General features: G+C 73.3%; 14 protein-coding genes. 9 read left to right on the top strand and 5 right to left on the bottom strand.

Annotated features, from left to right (window positions below):
* Positions 1-16 precede the first annotated feature (16 nt).
* Together ACZ6ZT_RS07725 and ACZ6ZT_RS07720 are read left to right on the top strand one after the other, a co-directional pair.
* Entirely contained in the window at positions 17-1,186 is a 1,170-nt protein-coding gene (locus ACZ6ZT_RS07725) for an alpha/beta hydrolase (protein WP_469716602.1), read from the top strand.
* Positions 1,187-1,281: 95 nt separating this feature from the next.
* Positions 1,282-2,136, top strand: coding sequence for a DUF4429 domain-containing protein (locus tag ACZ6ZT_RS07720; protein WP_469716497.1), 855 nt, complete (start codon positions 1,282-1,284; stop codon positions 2,134-2,136).
* A gap of 16 nt (positions 2,137-2,152) precedes the next feature.
* Here ACZ6ZT_RS07720 and ACZ6ZT_RS07715 read toward each other — a convergent pair whose 3' ends face one another.
* The gene (locus ACZ6ZT_RS07715; protein ID WP_469716495.1) at positions 2,153-3,175 is read right to left on the bottom strand and encodes an aldo/keto reductase; all 1,023 of its coding nucleotides are present in this window, start codon (positions 3,173-3,175) and stop codon (positions 2,153-2,155) included.
* Complete coding sequence (locus ACZ6ZT_RS07710; RefSeq protein WP_469716493.1) at positions 3,172-3,570, bottom strand: MerR family transcriptional regulator; 399 nt, start codon at positions 3,568-3,570, stop codon at positions 3,172-3,174. The genes ACZ6ZT_RS07715 and ACZ6ZT_RS07710 overlap by 4 nt, the downstream gene beginning before the upstream one ends.
* Before the next feature lie 78 nt (positions 3,571-3,648).
* Between ACZ6ZT_RS07710 and ACZ6ZT_RS07705 the strand changes: the two genes are divergently transcribed.
* Positions 3,649-4,467, top strand: coding sequence for a serine hydrolase domain-containing protein (locus ACZ6ZT_RS07705; RefSeq protein WP_469716600.1), 819 nt, complete (start codon positions 3,649-3,651; stop codon positions 4,465-4,467).
* Positions 4,468-4,480: 13 nt separating this feature from the next.
* On the opposite strand, the gene ACZ6ZT_RS07700 is transcribed toward ACZ6ZT_RS07705, so the two are convergent.
* Positions 4,481-5,140 (bottom strand): pirin family protein, encoded by a 660-nt coding sequence (locus ACZ6ZT_RS07700; protein ID WP_469716491.1) that lies wholly within the window; start codon positions 5,138-5,140, stop codon positions 4,481-4,483.
* Between the two features lie 80 nt (positions 5,141-5,220).
* Here ACZ6ZT_RS07700 and ACZ6ZT_RS07695 point away from each other — a divergent pair, with 80 nt between their 5' ends.
* The 5 genes from ACZ6ZT_RS07695 to fabF all read left to right on the top strand — a co-directional run bounded on the left by ACZ6ZT_RS07695 (position 5,221) and on the right by fabF (position 10,128).
* Entirely contained in the window at positions 5,221-6,432 is a 1,212-nt protein-coding gene (locus ACZ6ZT_RS07695) for a PucR family transcriptional regulator (protein ID WP_469716490.1), read from the top strand.
* 83 nt (positions 6,433-6,515) lie between these two features.
* Complete coding sequence (locus ACZ6ZT_RS07690; RefSeq protein WP_469716488.1) at positions 6,516-7,454, top strand: ACP S-malonyltransferase; 939 nt, start codon at positions 6,516-6,518, stop codon at positions 7,452-7,454.
* A gap of 19 nt (positions 7,455-7,473) precedes the next feature.
* On the top strand, positions 7,474-8,478 hold the full coding sequence (locus ACZ6ZT_RS07685; RefSeq protein ID WP_469716487.1) for a beta-ketoacyl-ACP synthase 3: 1,005 nt from the start codon (positions 7,474-7,476) through the stop codon (positions 8,476-8,478).
* A gap of 56 nt (positions 8,479-8,534) precedes the next feature.
* Positions 8,535-8,783, top strand: coding sequence for an acyl carrier protein (locus ACZ6ZT_RS07680; RefSeq protein ID WP_150519766.1), 249 nt, complete (start codon positions 8,535-8,537; stop codon positions 8,781-8,783).
* 79 nt (positions 8,784-8,862) lie between these two features.
* Entirely contained in the window at positions 8,863-10,128 is a 1,266-nt protein-coding gene (gene fabF / locus ACZ6ZT_RS07675) for a beta-ketoacyl-ACP synthase II (protein ID WP_469716485.1), read from the top strand.
* Positions 10,129-10,200: 72 nt separating this feature from the next.
* On the opposite strand, the gene ACZ6ZT_RS07670 is transcribed toward fabF, so the two are convergent.
* On the bottom strand, positions 10,201-10,695 hold the full coding sequence (locus ACZ6ZT_RS07670) for a DUF3145 domain-containing protein (protein WP_030160508.1): 495 nt from the start codon (positions 10,693-10,695) through the stop codon (positions 10,201-10,203).
* 249 nt (positions 10,696-10,944) lie between these two features.
* On the opposite strand from ACZ6ZT_RS07670, the gene ACZ6ZT_RS07665 reads away from it, so the two are divergent.
* Positions 10,945-11,844 carry an SGNH/GDSL hydrolase family protein gene (locus ACZ6ZT_RS07665; protein WP_469716483.1) on the top strand — a complete coding sequence of 300 codons (900 nt, stop codon included), beginning with the start codon at positions 10,945-10,947 and terminating at the stop codon, positions 11,842-11,844.
* A gap of 135 nt (positions 11,845-11,979) precedes the next feature.
* Here the strand turns inward: ACZ6ZT_RS07665 and ACZ6ZT_RS07660 are convergent, their stop codons facing one another.
* Entirely contained in the window at positions 11,980-14,430 is a 2,451-nt protein-coding gene (locus tag ACZ6ZT_RS07660) for a beta-glucosidase (RefSeq protein WP_469716481.1), read from the bottom strand.
* Positions 14,431-14,559: the final 129 nt, after the last annotated feature.

Below are 14,559 nucleotides of genomic sequence, written 5' to 3'. Positions count from 1 at the left end.
CCCGGCCGCCCTGCGCATGATGCTGGCGCTCGCCGTGGTCTTCCTGATGCTGGCGACCACCGGCTGGACCGCCGTGCACCGCCCCGAGGCGGCCGCCGCCCCGCGCGTCGCCGCGCTCGCCGCGTGGGCCTCGGCCCGGATCGACGGACGGTCCGTACCGGCCGCCGACGCTCCGGTACGCAGCGTGGCCCGCTTCTTCGCCGGGCTCGACGGCGCCCAGCGCGCCCGGCTCGCCGACGGCTACCCGCTCGTGGTCGGTAACCTGGACGGAGCGCCCGCCGAGACCCGCTACCGGGCCAACCGCGCCTCCCTGACCCAGGCCGCCCGCGTCGAGGAGGCCCGCGGCCGGGACATCGCGCTGACGCCGGCCGACCGCGCGAGCGCCATACGCCGCGCCCACCGCTTCGAGTCGCTGGCCGAGCCCGGCCGGCAGATCCTCCTCTTCGACCCCACCGGCGGCGGCCTCGCCGCCGAGGTGTTCGGCGACCTCGCCGCCGCCCGCCGGGTCTCGGTGGTCGTGCCCGGCGTCGACACCGACGCGGTCACCTTCGAGCGCAGCCAGCGCCGCCTCACCGCCCCCGCCGGCATGGCGCAGTCCCTGTACGAGGCCGAGCGCGCGGCCGCGCCCGGCGCCCGCAGCGCGGTCATCGCCTGGGCGGGGTACACCGCCCCCGCCGGGCTCGGCGTGGACGCCGCGACGGGCCGGCTCGCCGTCCAGGGCGCCGCGCGGCTGGAATCGCTGGCGGCGGCCCTGCCCGGGAACGCGAGCGTGGCCCTGTTCTGCCACAGCTACGGCTCGGTGGTGTGCGGGGTGGCCGCGCACCACCTGCCGGAGCGGGTGACCGACGTGGTGGTGGCCGGCAGCCCCGGCATGCGCGCCGAGAACGCCGCCGAACTGCACACCTCCGCGCGGGTCTGGGCCATGCGCGACGAGGGCGACTGGATCGCCGACGTACCGCACCTGGAGCTCGGCGGACTGGGCCACGGCGCGGACCCGGTCTCCGCCGCGTTCGGCGCCCGGGTGCTGTCCTCGGCCGGGGCCAGGAGCCACACCGGCTATTTCGAGCCAGGGACCGCGTCGCTGGACAACTTCGCCAAGATCGGAACCGGCGCCTTCGGTTCCGTCGCGTGTGCGAGCGGCGCGGCCGACTGCCGACGCGGAATCTCCGGCTCCGAAGGCTCCTGAGGGACGTCGCCCCGGCCCGCGGTCGTCGCAGTCGGGAAAATCTGCATGGCCGACGAGGGGGACGCGCGGGGGCGCGTCCCTTTACCATGTGCCGCATGGGTGACGTACTGGCCGGAAATCATGCCGTCTGGGAGTTCGACTCGGACTCGGTGCTCATCCGCTTCGTACGGGGGATACGGACTCCACGGCTCTGGCACGCGCTGGGTGAGCGGCGGATCCCCCTCGAAGCGTTGTCCCGGGTGAGCGTGGAGGTGACCGGGGGCCGGCGCGAGGCGGTGGTGCTGCGCGCCGTGCCGCGTCCGGGGGCGGATCCGCTGATGGAGGCTGCCGCCGGGCAGCTCAGGGAAGTCTGCGACCCCTACCGGCTGACGCTGCCCGCCGACCGGGCGGGACAGGCCGAGGCCTTCGCCGACGCGCTGCGCGCCCGCCTTGACCCCGATGCCGCCGAGCCCTGCGAACACTTCCTGGTCCGCGTCCCGCAGCCACCGCTGCACCTCAAGGCGTACGACGCCCGGGTGGGCTTCGACGGCTCGGCCGTCACCTTCCAGTGGTCGCGCACCGGCGCCACCAGCACGAAGTGGCGGGCGGGCGACCAGCGGTTCGCGCTGACCGCCCTGTCCGGCGTCGAGTGGGTCTCCCCCGAGCGGCCGGGGGTGGGCCACCTGCGCCTGCTGCCCCACGACCCCGCCCCCGGCGTCGGCGACGCCCGCGCCGACCACGATCTGGCCGCCGCCGTGTTCGGGGTCGGCTACGGGGCCGTGCACGAGTCCCTGCCCTTCGCGGCGGCCCTCCTCGCGGCCCTGCGCGGACGCACCCCGGTGGCCTCGCTGCCCCGCGCCCGCTCCGCCGGGGACGGCCGCCTGCGCCACCTGAGCGAGCTCTACGGCGCGGGCCTGCTGACCGACTCGGAGTACGAGGCCCTGCGCGTACGCCTCTCGACGGACGCGTGAGCCGCGCTCCGCGGGGTCACCCCTCCTCGCGCGCCGCCGAGCTGGAGCTCATGTCCGGGTAGCGGTCCCCCGCGACCCGGCCCGCGAGCGGTTCCAGCAGCGCCAGCTCCGGCGCGCTCAGCGTGATCCGGGTCGCCGCGGCGTTCTCCGCGAGCCGGCCGGGCTTGCGGGTGCCCGGGATCGGGACCACCGGCAGCCCGTGCACCGCCGCCCGCTGCTGCACCCAGGCCAGCGCCACCTGCGCCGGGGTGGCCCCGTGCGCGTCCGCGACCTCCCGGACCGGCGTCAGCAGTTCCGCGTTGGCCTTGGCGTTGGCCCCGTTGAACCGCGGCTGGTCGCGCCGGAAGTCACCGGCCGGCAGCTCCGCGGTGGCGTCCGCGAAGGACCCGGTCAGGAAGCCCCGCCCGAGCGGGGAGTAGGGCACGAAGGCCACGCCCAGTTCCGCCGCCGCGCCGACCGCGCTGCGCTCGACGTCCCGGCTGAAGAGCGACCACTCCGACTGGAGGGCGGCGATCGGGTGCACCGCGTACGCCTCGCGCAGTTCGGCCCCGGTGACCTCGCTGAGCCCGAGGTGGCGCACCTTGCCCTCCTTCACCAGCTCGGCCATGGCGCCGACGGACTCGGAGAACGGCACGGCCGGGTCGCGCCGGTGCATGTAGTACAGGTCGATCACGTCCACCCCGAGCCGCCGCAGGCTGCCCTCGACGGCCTGCCGGATGTACGCCCGGTCGTTGCGGATGCCCCGGTACGCGGGGTCGTCGGTGCGCTCGATGGCGAACTTCGTGGCGAGGGTGACCTCGTCGCGGTGGGCGGCCAGGAAGGGCGCGAGGAACTCCTCGTTCGCCCCGCGCCCGTAGGCGTCCGCGGTGTCGAAGAGGGTCACGCCGGCGGCCAGCGCCGCGTCCAGCGTCGCCCGCGCCGCCGCCTCGTCGGTGTCCCCGTAGAACTCGCTGATGCCCATGCAGCCGAGGCCCTGGACCCCGACGACGGGGCCGCCCCTGCCCAGCTCGACCCGCTCGATGGTGCCGTGCTCCGTCATGACCGTACCTTCCCCGCGACCGTGTTCTGCCCGTACATGTCGATCTTGTAATCCAGGACGCCGAGCGCGTCGCTCAGCTCCGCGATCCGCGCCCGCACCTCGCGGCGCGTGCGCTCCAGCAGTTCACGGCGCTCGGCGACCGTGTGGTCGCCCGCGCGGACGAGCTCCGCGTAGCGGACCATGTCCGCCACCGACATCCCGGTGGTGCGCAGCTTGCCCACGAAGGCCAGCCAGTGCAGGTCCTTGTCGGTGAACCGCCGCTGGCCCGAGTGGGAGCGGTCCACGTGCGGCATCAGCCCGATCCGCTCGTACCAGCGCAGCGTGTGCTGGGTCAGACCGGTCCGGGCCTCGACCTCGCTGATCGTGTACCGCGTCCGCGTCAGGCTCTGGCTCATGACCCCACGCTAAAACCCTGGAGTGCACTCCAGGCAAGTAGGCTCGGCGGCATGGAGAGCCTGGAACCCGTCACCACCCTGGACAGCCTGCGGACGATCGAGACCTGGCCGGTGCCGACCGCCGCCGCGGCCGTCGTACGCGCCGACGGGAGCCTGGCCGGCTCCCACGGGCCGCTCGGCCACCGCTTCCCGCTGGCCTCGGTCACCAAGCCGCTCGCCGCGTACGCCGCCCTCGTCGCGTACGAGGAGGGGGCGATCGAGCTGGACGAACCGGCCGGGCCCGAGGGTTCGACGGTCCGTCACCTCCTCGCCCACACCAGCGGCCTGGCCTTCGACGAGCACCGCGTCATGGGGCCGCCCGGACAGCGCCGGCTGTACTCGAACGCCGGTTTCGAGGTGCTGGGCGACCACATCTCCAAGGCCACCGGGATCCCCTTCGCCGAGTACCTGCACCAGGCCGTCTTCGAGCCGCTGGGCATGGCCTCGACCACCCTGGAGGGTTCCCCCGCCAAGGACGGCGTCTCCACCGTGTCCGACCTCGTCCGCTTCGCCGCCGAACTCCAGGCGCCCCGGTTGCTGGACGTCCGCACGGTCGCCGAGGCCACCTCGGTGGTCCACCCCGGTCTCAAGGGCGTCCTGCCCGGCTACGGGCACCAGTCCCCCAACGACTGGGGCCTCGGCCTGGAGATCCGCGACGGGAAGTCCCCGCACTGGACGGGCACCACCTCCTCGCCGCGCACCTTCGGCCACTTCGGCCAGTCCGGCACCTTCCTGTGGGTGGACCCGGACGCCCGCGCCGCCTGCGTGGCGCTGACCGACCGCGCCTTCGGACCCTGGGCGGTGGAGGCCTGGACCCCGTTCACCGACGCGGTCCTCGCCGAACTGCGCGCGGCCTGAGCGCAGACCCCGGCTAGAGCGGAAGCTCCCAGATCAGCAGTTCCCCGGGGGATCCGGCGGTGATCACCAGGTCCTTCTCGCCGGTGATCCGCGCCGAGTCCCCCGGGCCCAGCTCGGCCCCGTCGAGCCGCAGGTCCCCGCGCACCACGTGCAGGTAGACCCGCTCCGCCGCCGGTACGGGGACCCGTTCGCCCGCGCCGGGCCGGCGCACGTGCAGGACGGCGCCGGCCGCCGGGACCTCGTACGGGGTGTCGTCCGCGAGCCCGCGCACCACCTCGTACGAGGGCTCCCCGCCCGCCGTCAGCGGCGCGAGCCAGGTCTGGACGAACCGCAGCGGGGCCGCGCCGTCGTTGCGCTCGACGTGCCGGGTCCCGTCACCGGCCCCGAGCCGCTGTACGTCGCCGGGGCGGACCAGCCCGTCCGCGCCGGTGACGCCGTCCCGGTGGGTCAGCTCGCCCTCGACCACCCAGGTGACGATCTCGGTGTGGCTGTGCGGGTGCTCGTCGAAGCCCGATCCGGGGGCGAGCCGCTCTTCGTTGCAAGCCAGCACGGGGCCGAAGCGGATGTTGTCCGGGTCGTAGGCGGCCCCGAAGGAGAAGGCGTGGCGGGTGCTGATCCCGGCGGCCGGGTCCCCTCCCCGGTACCGGTCGCCGGCGCGGCGTACGTCAATCATGGGGGCCACCGTAGCCTCCGGCACAGGACGGGCCGTGGACCCGCGTCCGCGCCGGGGCGCCGATAAGGCAGTCTTGTCCCGTGCCCCAACCCGAACGTGAGCAGTCCCCCGAGATCCGTCCCGCGCATCCGGCCCACCCGCACAGCGCGACGCTGCGGCGGCTGGAGAAGTCCTCCGGCCGGCTCGCCGCCAACGCCATCGCGCGGATGGACGAGACCCTGCCGTGGTACCGGGCGATGCCGCCGGAGAACCGGTCGTGGATCGGCCTGGTCGCCCAGGCCGGCATCGCCGCGTTCACGGAGTGGTTCCGGCACCCGGAGACCCCGCAGGCCATCTCCACCGACGTCTTCGGGACGGCTCCGCGCGAGCTGACCCGGGCGATCACCCTGCGCCAGACCGTGGAGATGGTCCGTACGACGATCGAGGTCATGGAGACCGCGATCGACGAGGTGGCGGCCCCGGGCGACGAGTCGGTCCTGCGCGAGGCGCTGCTGGTGTACGCCCGGGAGATCGCCTTCGCGACCGCCCAGGTGTACGCGCAGGCCGCCGAGGCGCGCGGCGCCTGGGACGCCCGGCTGGAGTCCCTGGTGGTCAACGCCGTGCTCTCGGGCGAGGCCGACGAGGGCGCCCTGTCGCGGGCGGCGGCGCTCGGCTGGAATTCGCCGGAGCACGTGTGCGTGGTGCTGGGCACCGCCCCGGAGGGGGACAGCGAGCTGACGGTCGAGGCGATCCGGCGCGCGGCCCGCCACCACAAGCTCCAGGTGCTGACCGGTGTGCTGGGCGACCGGCTGGTGGTGATCGCGGGCGGCAGCGACAACCCGATGCAGGTGGCGAAGTCGCTGATCGGCCCGTTCGCGGCCGGTCCGGTGGTGGCCGGACCCGTGGTGCCGGACCTGCTGAACGCGACGAAGTCGGCCCAGGCGGCGGCGGCCGGGCTGAAGGCGTGTACCGCGTGGCAGGACGCGCCGCGGCCGGTGCTGGCGGACGATCTCCTGCCGGAGCGCGCCATCGCCTCGGATCCCTCGGCGCGGGAGCAGTTGGTGGAGGAGATCTACAGACCGCTCGAAGAGGCGGGTTCGGCGCTGCTGGAGACGCTGAGTGTCTATCTGGAGCAGGCGAGCAGTCTGGAGGGGGCCGCGCGGATGCTGTTCGTTCACCCCAACACGGTGCGGTACCGGCTCCGACGTGTGACCGACGTCACCGGCTGGTCACCCTCCGATGTGCGTTCGGCGTTCACGCTGCGGATCGCCCTGATCCTGGGACGTCTGGCCGACGGGGATCCGCAGTCCTAGACTTTTGTCGGACATCAACAATTAGCCCGACGGTTCTTCGTCCCTGTCCCCACGGGCGGCGGAGCCCGTCCACAAGAGAGAGTGTGAGGGTGCTCGTACTCGTCGCTCCCGGCCAAGGCGCTCAGACGCCCGGCTTCCTGACTCCCTGGCTCGAACTCCCCGGCGCCGCCGACCGCGTCGCCGGGTGGTCGGACGCCATCGGGCTCGACCTTGCCCACTACGGCACGCACGCCGACGCGGACGAGATCCGCGACACGGCCGTCGCCCAGCCGCTGCTGGTCGCGGCGGGCCTGCTGTCCGCCTCCGCGCTGACCGACGCCCTCGGGGACGCCACCGGCGCCTTCGGTGCGGTGGCCGGGCACAGCGTCGGCGAGATCACCGCCGCCGCGTACGCCGGTGTCCTCGGCGAGCTGGAGGCGCTGTCCTTCGTCCGCACCCGTGGTCTGGCCATGGCCGACGCGGCCGCCGTCTCCGAGACCGGCATGGCCGCGGTCCTCGGCGGCGACCAGGACGTGGTCATCGCACACCTGGAGGGGCTGGGGCTGACCCCGGCCAACATCAACGGCGCTGGCCAGATCGTGGCCGCGGGCACCGCGGAGCAGATCGCCGCCCTGGTGGCCGACAAGCCCGAGGGTTCGATGAAGGTCGTCGCCCTCAAGGTCGCGGGCGCCTTCCACACCCACCACATGACGCCCGCGGTGGCCGCGCTGCAGAAGGCCACCGAGGCCCTCACGCCGGCGGACCCGGCGGTGAAGTACGTCTCGAACCGGGACGGCCTGGTCGTCGACAAGGGCGCCGACGTCGTCGCCCGTCTGGTCGGCCAGGTGGCCAACCCGGTCCGCTGGGACCTGTGCATGGAGACGTTCGCCGAGCTGGGCGTCACCGGGATCGTCGAGCTCTCCCCCGGGGGCACCCTGACGGGTCTGGCCAAGCGGGCGCTCAAGGGCGTGCCGAACGTGGCGCTGAAGACCCCGGAGGACCTCGACAAGGCCGTGGCACTCCTCGCCGAGCAGCAGGCCTGAGAGAAGGAGCCCACACAGCATGTCGAAGATCAAACCGGCCAAGGGCTCCCCGTACGCCCGCATCCTCGGTGTCGGCGGCTACCGTCCGGTCCGGGTGGTGCCCAACGAGGTCATCCTGGAGACGATCGACTCGTCCGACGAGTGGATCCGCTCCCGTTCCGGCATCGCGACCCGGCACTGGGCCTCGGACCAGGAGACGGTGTCCGCCATGTCCGTGGAGGCCTCCGGGAAGGCGCTCGCGGACGCCGGGGTCTCCCCGGAGCAGATCGGTGCGGTGATCGTCTCGACGGTCTCGCACTTCAAGCAGACCCCGGCCGTCGCGACCGAGATCGCGCACCGGATCGGCGCCGGCAAGCCCGCGGCGTTCGACATCTCGGCGGGCTGCGCCGGCTTCGGTTACGGTCTGACCCTCGCCAAGGGCCTGGTGGTCGAGGGGTCGGCGCAGTACGTCCTCGTCATCGGTGTCGAGCGGCTGTCGGACCTGACCGACCTGGAGGACCGCGCGACGGCCTTCCTGTTCGGCGACGGTGCCGGCGCCGTGGTCGTCGGCCCTTCGGAGGAGCCGGCCATCGGCCCCACGGTGTGGGGCTCGGAGGGCGACAAGTCCGAGACGATCAAGCAGACCGTGCCGTGGGACGAGTACCTCGGCAAGGGCGGCGGCGAGAAGTTCCCGGCCATCACGCAGGAGGGCCAGGCGGTCTTCCGCTGGGCCGTCTTCGAGATGGCCAAGGTGGCCCAGCAGGCGCTCGACGCGGCCGGGATCACCGCGGAAGACCTGGACGTCTTCATTCCGCACCAGGCGAACATGCGGATCATCGACTCGATGGTGAAGACTCTCAAGCTGCCGGAGCACGTCACGGTCGCCCGTGACGTGGAGAACACCGGCAACACGTCGGCCGCCTCGATCCCGCTCGCCATGGAGCGGCTCCTGGCGACCGGAGCGGCGAAGAGCGGCGACACCGCGCTCGTCATCGGCTTCGGGGCGGGGCTCGTCTACGCCGCGACGGTCGTTACCCTCCCCTAGGGCACGGGACCCGTTCCGGCCCTGATTCATCCAGTTAGCTACAGAAGGAGCGCCACATGGCCGCCACGCAGGAAGAGATCCTCGAAGGTCTCGCGGAGATCGTCAACGAGATCGCCGGCATCCCGCAGGAGGACGTCCAGCTGGACAAGTCCTTCACCGACGACCTGGACGTCGACTCGCTGTCCATGGTCGAGGTCGTCGTCGCCGCCGAAGAGCGCTTCGAGGTGAAGATCCCGGACGAGGACGTCAAGAACCTCAAGACGGTCGGCGACGCCGCTGACTACATCCTGAAGCACCAGGCCTGAGCCTGACGAGCGTTTGTCGCCACCTGGCGGTGGCGCCGTGACAATTCAGCACCCCCTGAGACGTGGAGAAAGAATTCCTGTGAGCCCGACCAATCGCACCGTGGTCGTCACCGGTATCGGCGCAACCACTCCGCTGGGTGGCGACAGCGCTTCGACCTGGGAAGGTCTGCTCGCCGGCCGGTCCGGCATTTCGCCCCTGGAGGGCGAGCGCTTCGCCGAACTGCCGGTCCGCATCGCCGCGCAGGCCGCCGTGGACCCGAGCGAGGTACTGCCCCGCCCGCTGGCCCGCAAGCTCGACCGTTCCGCCCAGTTCGCCCTCATCGCGGCCCGTGAGGCCTGGGCGGACGCGGGCTACACCGCCCCGGCCGGCGAGGACGCGTCCATCGTCCCCGAGCGCCTGGGCACCGTGATCGCCTCCGGCATCGGCGGCGTCACCACCCTGCTCGACCAGTACGACGTACTGAAGGAGAAGGGGGTGCGCCGGGTCTCCCCGCACACCGTCCCCATGCTGATGCCGAACGGCCCCTCGGCCAACGTCGGCCTGGAGGTCAACGCCCGCGCCGGTGTGCACACGCCGGTCAGCGCCTGCGCGTCGGGCGCCGAGGCCATCGGCTACGCCGTCGAGATGATCCGTACCGGCCGTGCCGACGTGGTCGTCGCCGGCGGCACCGAGGCGGCCATCCACCCGCTGCCGATCGCGGCGTTCGCCAACATGATGGCGATGTCCAAGAACAACGAGCACCCCGAGCAGGCCTCGCGTCCGTACGACAAGGCCCGTGACGGCTTCGTCCTCGGCGAGGGCGCCGGCGTCGTGGTGCTGGAGTCCGCCGAGCACGCCGCCGCGCGCGGCGCCCGGGTCTACTGCGAGGTGCTGGGCCAGGGTCTGTCCGCGGACAGCCACCACATCGCGCAGCCGGAGCCGACGGGCCGCGGTGTCGCGGCCGCCGTGCAGAACCTGCTGGACAACACGGGCCTGGACCCCGCCGAACTGGTGCACCTGAACGCGCACGCCACGTCCACCCCGCAGGGTGACACGGCCGAGCTGAAGGCCCTGCGCAAGGTCCTGGGCGCCGACCTCGACCACATCGCGATCTCCGCGACCAAGTCGATGACCGGTCACCTGCTGGGCGGCGCCGGCGGCATCGAGACCGTCGCGACCGTGCTGGCGCTGTACCACCGGATCGCCCCGCCGACGATCAACGTCGACGAGCCGGACGACGACATCGACGCGGACATCGTGCGCGGCGAGCCCCGCAAGCTGCCGGTGGAGGGCCCGATCTCCGCGATCAACAACTCCTTCGGCTTCGGCGGTCACAACGTGACCCTGGCGTTCCGCAGCGTGTAGCGGCCGTCCCGGACGACGTGTGAAAGGCCCACCCGGATCCCGGGTGGGCCTTTCGCGTCGCCGGAAGCGGACTCAGACGACCTGGTGGAGCCAGCGGACCGGGGCGCCCTCGCCCGCGTAGCGGAAGGGCTCCAGTTCGTCGTCCCAGGGCTTGCCGAGCAGCTTGGCGATCTCGGCCTCCAGGTCGGTCTCGCCGCGTGCGGACCGGGCGAGCGCGGCGCGCAGCCGGTCCTCGGGGATCAGGATGTCGCCGTGCATGCCGGTGACGGCGTGGAAGATGCCCAGCTCCGGGGTCGAGCTGTAGCGCTCCCCCTCGGCGGTGGGGCAGGGCTCGGCGGTCACTTCGAAGCGGAGCAGATGCCAGCCGCGCAGGGCGGAGGCGAGTTTCGAGGCGGTTCCCGCCTCTGCCTGCCAGGAGAACTCGGCTCTCCAGGTGCCGGGGGAGGCGGGCTGCCGGATCCAGTCGAGGTTCACCCGCACCCCGAGCACGCCCGCAACAGCCCATTCCACGTGCGGGCAGAGCGCGCGCGGCGCGGAATGCACGTACAGAACTCCACGTGTCGTCACCGGGACCTCCAGTGTGGGACGAGGTCGGGAATAAACTCCAGAAAACGGACAGTATGTGACGTGATGTAATGTAACGGAAATTATTTGACATTGTGTAGCGGCACCTGCGGCCGAAACGCCACGGGAAAAGCTACCGTGCGCCAGGGGTCATGGTGTGACGTACGGTCGCTCCGAGGACCGTAAACACAGAGCATTCACTCAGCAGGACGCCCCCCGGAAGGAGGGGGGCGGCGAGGGAGGGACCACGCGATGCGCACCACCGCTCCGCGCCGACGTGTGCGCCGGACCGTCGCGGGGGCGGGCGTGGCGGTGGCCGTGCTGGCCGCGGCGGTCACGGGCTGTGACTCCGGTGAGCCGAAGTCCGGCGGCGACCGGGGGGCGCGGCCCGCCGCCCCGCGCTGGAACACCGCACCCGCGTCGGTCGCGGCCGTCGGGGATTCCATCACCCGTGGCTTCGACGCCTGTTCGGTGCTGGCCGACTGCCCGGAGGTGTCCTGGGCCACCGGCACCGACCCCGCGGTGAACTCGCTCGCGGCCCGGCTGCTCGGGGAGGCCGAGGTGCCCGCGCACAGCTGGAACTACGCGGTGACAGGCTCGCGGATGGCGGACCTGCCGGGGCAGCTGGCCTCGGCGGCGGAGCACAAGCCCGGCCTGGTCACGGTGATGGTGGGCTCGAACGACGCCTGCCGTCCGACCATTTCGTCGATGACCCCGGTGGCGGAGTTCCGGGCCGGCTTCGAGCGGGCGCTGCGGGAACTGCGGGCCGCGTCCCCGTCCTCCCAGGTGTACGTCTCCTCGGTGCCGGACCTCCAGCGCCTGTGGGAGCAGGGCAAGGACGCCCCGATGGTGCGCCAGGTGTGGAAGCTGGGGATCTGTCAGTCCATGCTCGCCGACCCGCTGTCGGGGGCGGAGGCCGCGACGGTCCGCCGGGAGAAGGTGCGGGCGCGGGTGGTCGAGTACAACGAGGTGCTGCGCGAGGTCTGCGCGAAGGACGGGCTGTGCCGCTACGACGGCGGGGCCGTCTTCCAGTACCCCTTCTCCGCGGAGCAGCTGAGCCGCTGGGACTGGTTCCACCCGGGCCGCGACGGGCAGGCGCGGCTCGCGGAACTGGCGCACCGACAGGTGACGGCGGCGGGGCCCCCGCGTTGACGCGCGGGGACCAGGGGCGGGTGTCGGGGCCCGCTCCCGGTCCGGTCCGCTCGGTCCATCGGCCGTTTTCACGGTTGTTTTCCGGCCATATCGGCCTTACGGCGTGTCGCGCCGGTCAGCGGCGCGCCGGGCGGGTCACAGGCCGAGACTGACCGACAGCCGGGTGTCGGCGTGCGAGTGGCTCGCGCGGACCTCGTACGTCCCGCCGATCCGCCGCCAGCCGCGCGCGTCCTCGTCCCAGATCTCGAAGGCGCGGGCGGGCAGCGGGATCTCCACCTCGACGCTCTCGCCGGGGGCCGCCTCGACGCCCGCGAAGGCCGCCAGCCAGCTCGCGGGGCGCTCGACGGTGTCGGCGACGGGGGCCAGGTAGATCTGGACCACCTCGCGGCCGGGCCGGGTGCCGGTGTTCCTCAGGCGGACCCGGGCGACTCCGGCGGTGGCTTCGAGGGACTCGTAGGCCCAGTCGGTGTAGCCGAGGCCGTGCCCGAAGGGGTAGGCGGGCCGCACGCCGTGCTTCTCGTAGGCCCGGTAGCCGATGAAGAGGCCCTCGCGGTACTCCAGGGCCCCCTCGGTCGGGACGACCTCGGTGACGGGCGCGTCGGCGAGGGCGGCGGGCCAGGTCGTGGGCAGGCGCCCGCCCGGCTCGGCGTGTCCGAGGAGTACGTCGGCCAGCGCGGCCCCGCCCTCCTGCCCGGGGAACCAGGTGAGCAGGACGGCGGCGACGTCCTCGCGCCACGGGAGTTCCACCGGGGAGCCGGCGTTGACGACGACCACCGTGTTCGGGTTGACGGCGGCGACGGCCCGCACGAGGTCGTCCTGGCGGCCCGGGAGCCGCAGGTCGCGGCGGTCGAAGCCCTCGGACTCGACGCGGTCGGTGGTGGCGACCACCACGATCGCGGTGTCGGCGTCGCGGGCGGCCCGGGCGGCCTCCGCGATCAGCTCGTCGGCGTCCCGGCGCGGGGCGAGGTGGAGCAGGGAGAACATGACCGCCTTGAGCGGCATCGCGCTCATGCCGGGGACCCGGTAGGTCAGCGAGACCTCGACGGGCTCCCCCTCGGTCAGGGTCAGCCGGGCGCGCTCGCTGGGGGCGCCGAAGAAGGCCTCGAAGGGGTCGGCCTCGTCCCCCCTCTCCTGGACCCCCTCCCAGAGGGTCCGCCCGCCGACGGCGAGGGCGAAGGCGCCGAGCCCGCGGGTGCCGAAGGCGTGTTCACCGCTCTCGCGCGGCAGGAAGCTGCCGGTGACCTCGATGGTCGCCATCGTCTCGTACGCGGCGCCCGCGGGGAGGTCGTCGCCGATCCACTGGACCTGGCCGCTGGGCAGGGCGCCCTCGCCGAGGACGGCCCCGGTGGCGTCGCGGCAGACGGCGCGCAGCTCGAAGCCCTGCTCCGCGACGCCGAGTTCGTCGCTCGGGTCGGCGCCCACGCTGTAGCGGAGCGCACCCTCGGGGAGCGCGGCGGTGAGCCCGTCGAGCGGGGAGAGCACCCGCTCGGGGAAGACGGTCGCGGACCCGCCGCCGAGGACGCGGGCGTCGCGGGCGGCGGCGCCGCAGAGGGCGACGGTGCGGCCCGCTCCCGGGTCGAGCGGCAGGGCTCCGTCGGCGTTGCGCACGAGCACGAAGCCCCGTACGGCCAGTTCGCGGGCCAGGGCCTGCCCGTCGAGCGGCGCGGGGGGCTCGGTGACCACGGCGGGGGCGCCGTCCAGCAGGCCCACGCGGGCGGCGAGGCGCAGGACGTTGCGCACGGCCCCGTCGACGGCGGACTCGGGGACCTCGCCGGCGCGGACGGCGGCGGCGAGGGCGGGCCCGTAGACGGTCTCGGGTCCGGGCATGGCCACGTCGAGGCCGCCGAGGACGTCCCCGGTGGTGGAGCGGGCGGCCATCCAGTCGGAGACGTTGTAGCCGTCGAAGCCCCACTCGGCGCGCAGCACCTCGTTCACCAGGTACCGGTTCTCGGTCATGCTGGTGCCGTTGACCCGGTTGTAGGCGGTCATGATGCCCCAGGGGCGGGCGTTGGTGACGATGGCCTCGAAGGGCGCGAGGTACAGCTCGCGCAGCGGGCGCGGGGCGATGACGCTGTCGGCGGTGAAGCGTTCCGTCTCGGCGTCGTTGCCGACGAAGTGCTTGACGGTGGTGGCGACCCCGCCGTCCTGGACGCCGCTGACGTAGCCGCTGCCGATGACACCGGTCAGGCAGGGGTCTTCGGAGTAGCACTCGAAGTGCCGGCCGCCGAGCGGGGAGCGGTGCAGGTTCACGGTGGGGGCGAGGAGGACGTGCACGCCCTTGCGCCGGGCCTCCTGCGCGAGCAGCCGCCCGGCGCGGCGGGCGAGGCCGGGGTCCCAGGAGGCGGCGAGCGCGGTCGGGGAGGGCAGGGCGACGGAGGGGTCGTCGGCGCTCCAGCGCACCCCCCGCACCCCGATGGGCCCGTCGGACATCACCAGGGAGCCGAGGCCGATCCCGGGGAGGGCGGGCAGGGACCACATGTCCTGGCCGGCCAGCAGGCGGGCCTTGGTGTCGAGATCGAGCTTCCCCAGGGCCGTTTCCACGGCGTCTTCGCGGATCCGGTCGCCGGTCTGATCGGCATCGGTCACGGCCGTGCCTCCTCTTGAGTGCGTGCGGTGCGGTGCGGGATGTGGTGCGGTGTGGGGGTGTGGTGCGGGTGGTGTCCCCCATCGTGGACCCGATACCTGTAGACCGGTAGGGGCTGTAATCTTTTCGTG

The sequence above is a fragment of the Streptomyces sp. NPDC102258 genome (assembly GCF_055584685.1).
The sequence above is the reverse complement of the archived record's forward strand: the minus strand, read 5'-3'. Positions and strand labels throughout refer to the sequence as shown.

Excerpts from the sequence above, each read along its gene's own strand:
- ACZ6ZT_RS07700 (WP_469716491.1), bottom strand. The coding sequence starts at position 5,140 with ATGATTGACGTACGCCGCGCCGGCGACCGGTACCGGGGAGGGGACCCG.
- ACZ6ZT_RS07715 (WP_469716495.1), bottom strand. The coding sequence starts at position 3,175 with ATGACGGAGCACGGCACCATCGAGCGGGTCGAGCTGGGCAGGGGCGGC.
- ACZ6ZT_RS07685 (WP_469716487.1), top strand. The coding sequence starts at position 7,474 with ATGTCGAAGATCAAACCGGCCAAGGGCTCCCCGTACGCCCGCATCCTC.
- ACZ6ZT_RS07725 (WP_469716602.1), top strand. The coding sequence starts at position 17 with ATGATGCTGGCGCTCGCCGTGGTCTTCCTGATGCTGGCGACCACCGGC.
- ACZ6ZT_RS07710 (WP_469716493.1), bottom strand. The coding sequence starts at position 3,570 with ATGAGCCAGAGCCTGACGCGGACGCGGTACACGATCAGCGAGGTCGAG.
- ACZ6ZT_RS07720 (WP_469716497.1), top strand. The coding sequence starts at position 1,282 with ATGGGTGACGTACTGGCCGGAAATCATGCCGTCTGGGAGTTCGACTCG.
- ACZ6ZT_RS07665 (WP_469716483.1), top strand. The coding sequence starts at position 10,945 with ATGCGCACCACCGCTCCGCGCCGACGTGTGCGCCGGACCGTCGCGGGG.
- ACZ6ZT_RS07680 (WP_150519766.1), top strand. The coding sequence starts at position 8,535 with ATGGCCGCCACGCAGGAAGAGATCCTCGAAGGTCTCGCGGAGATCGTC.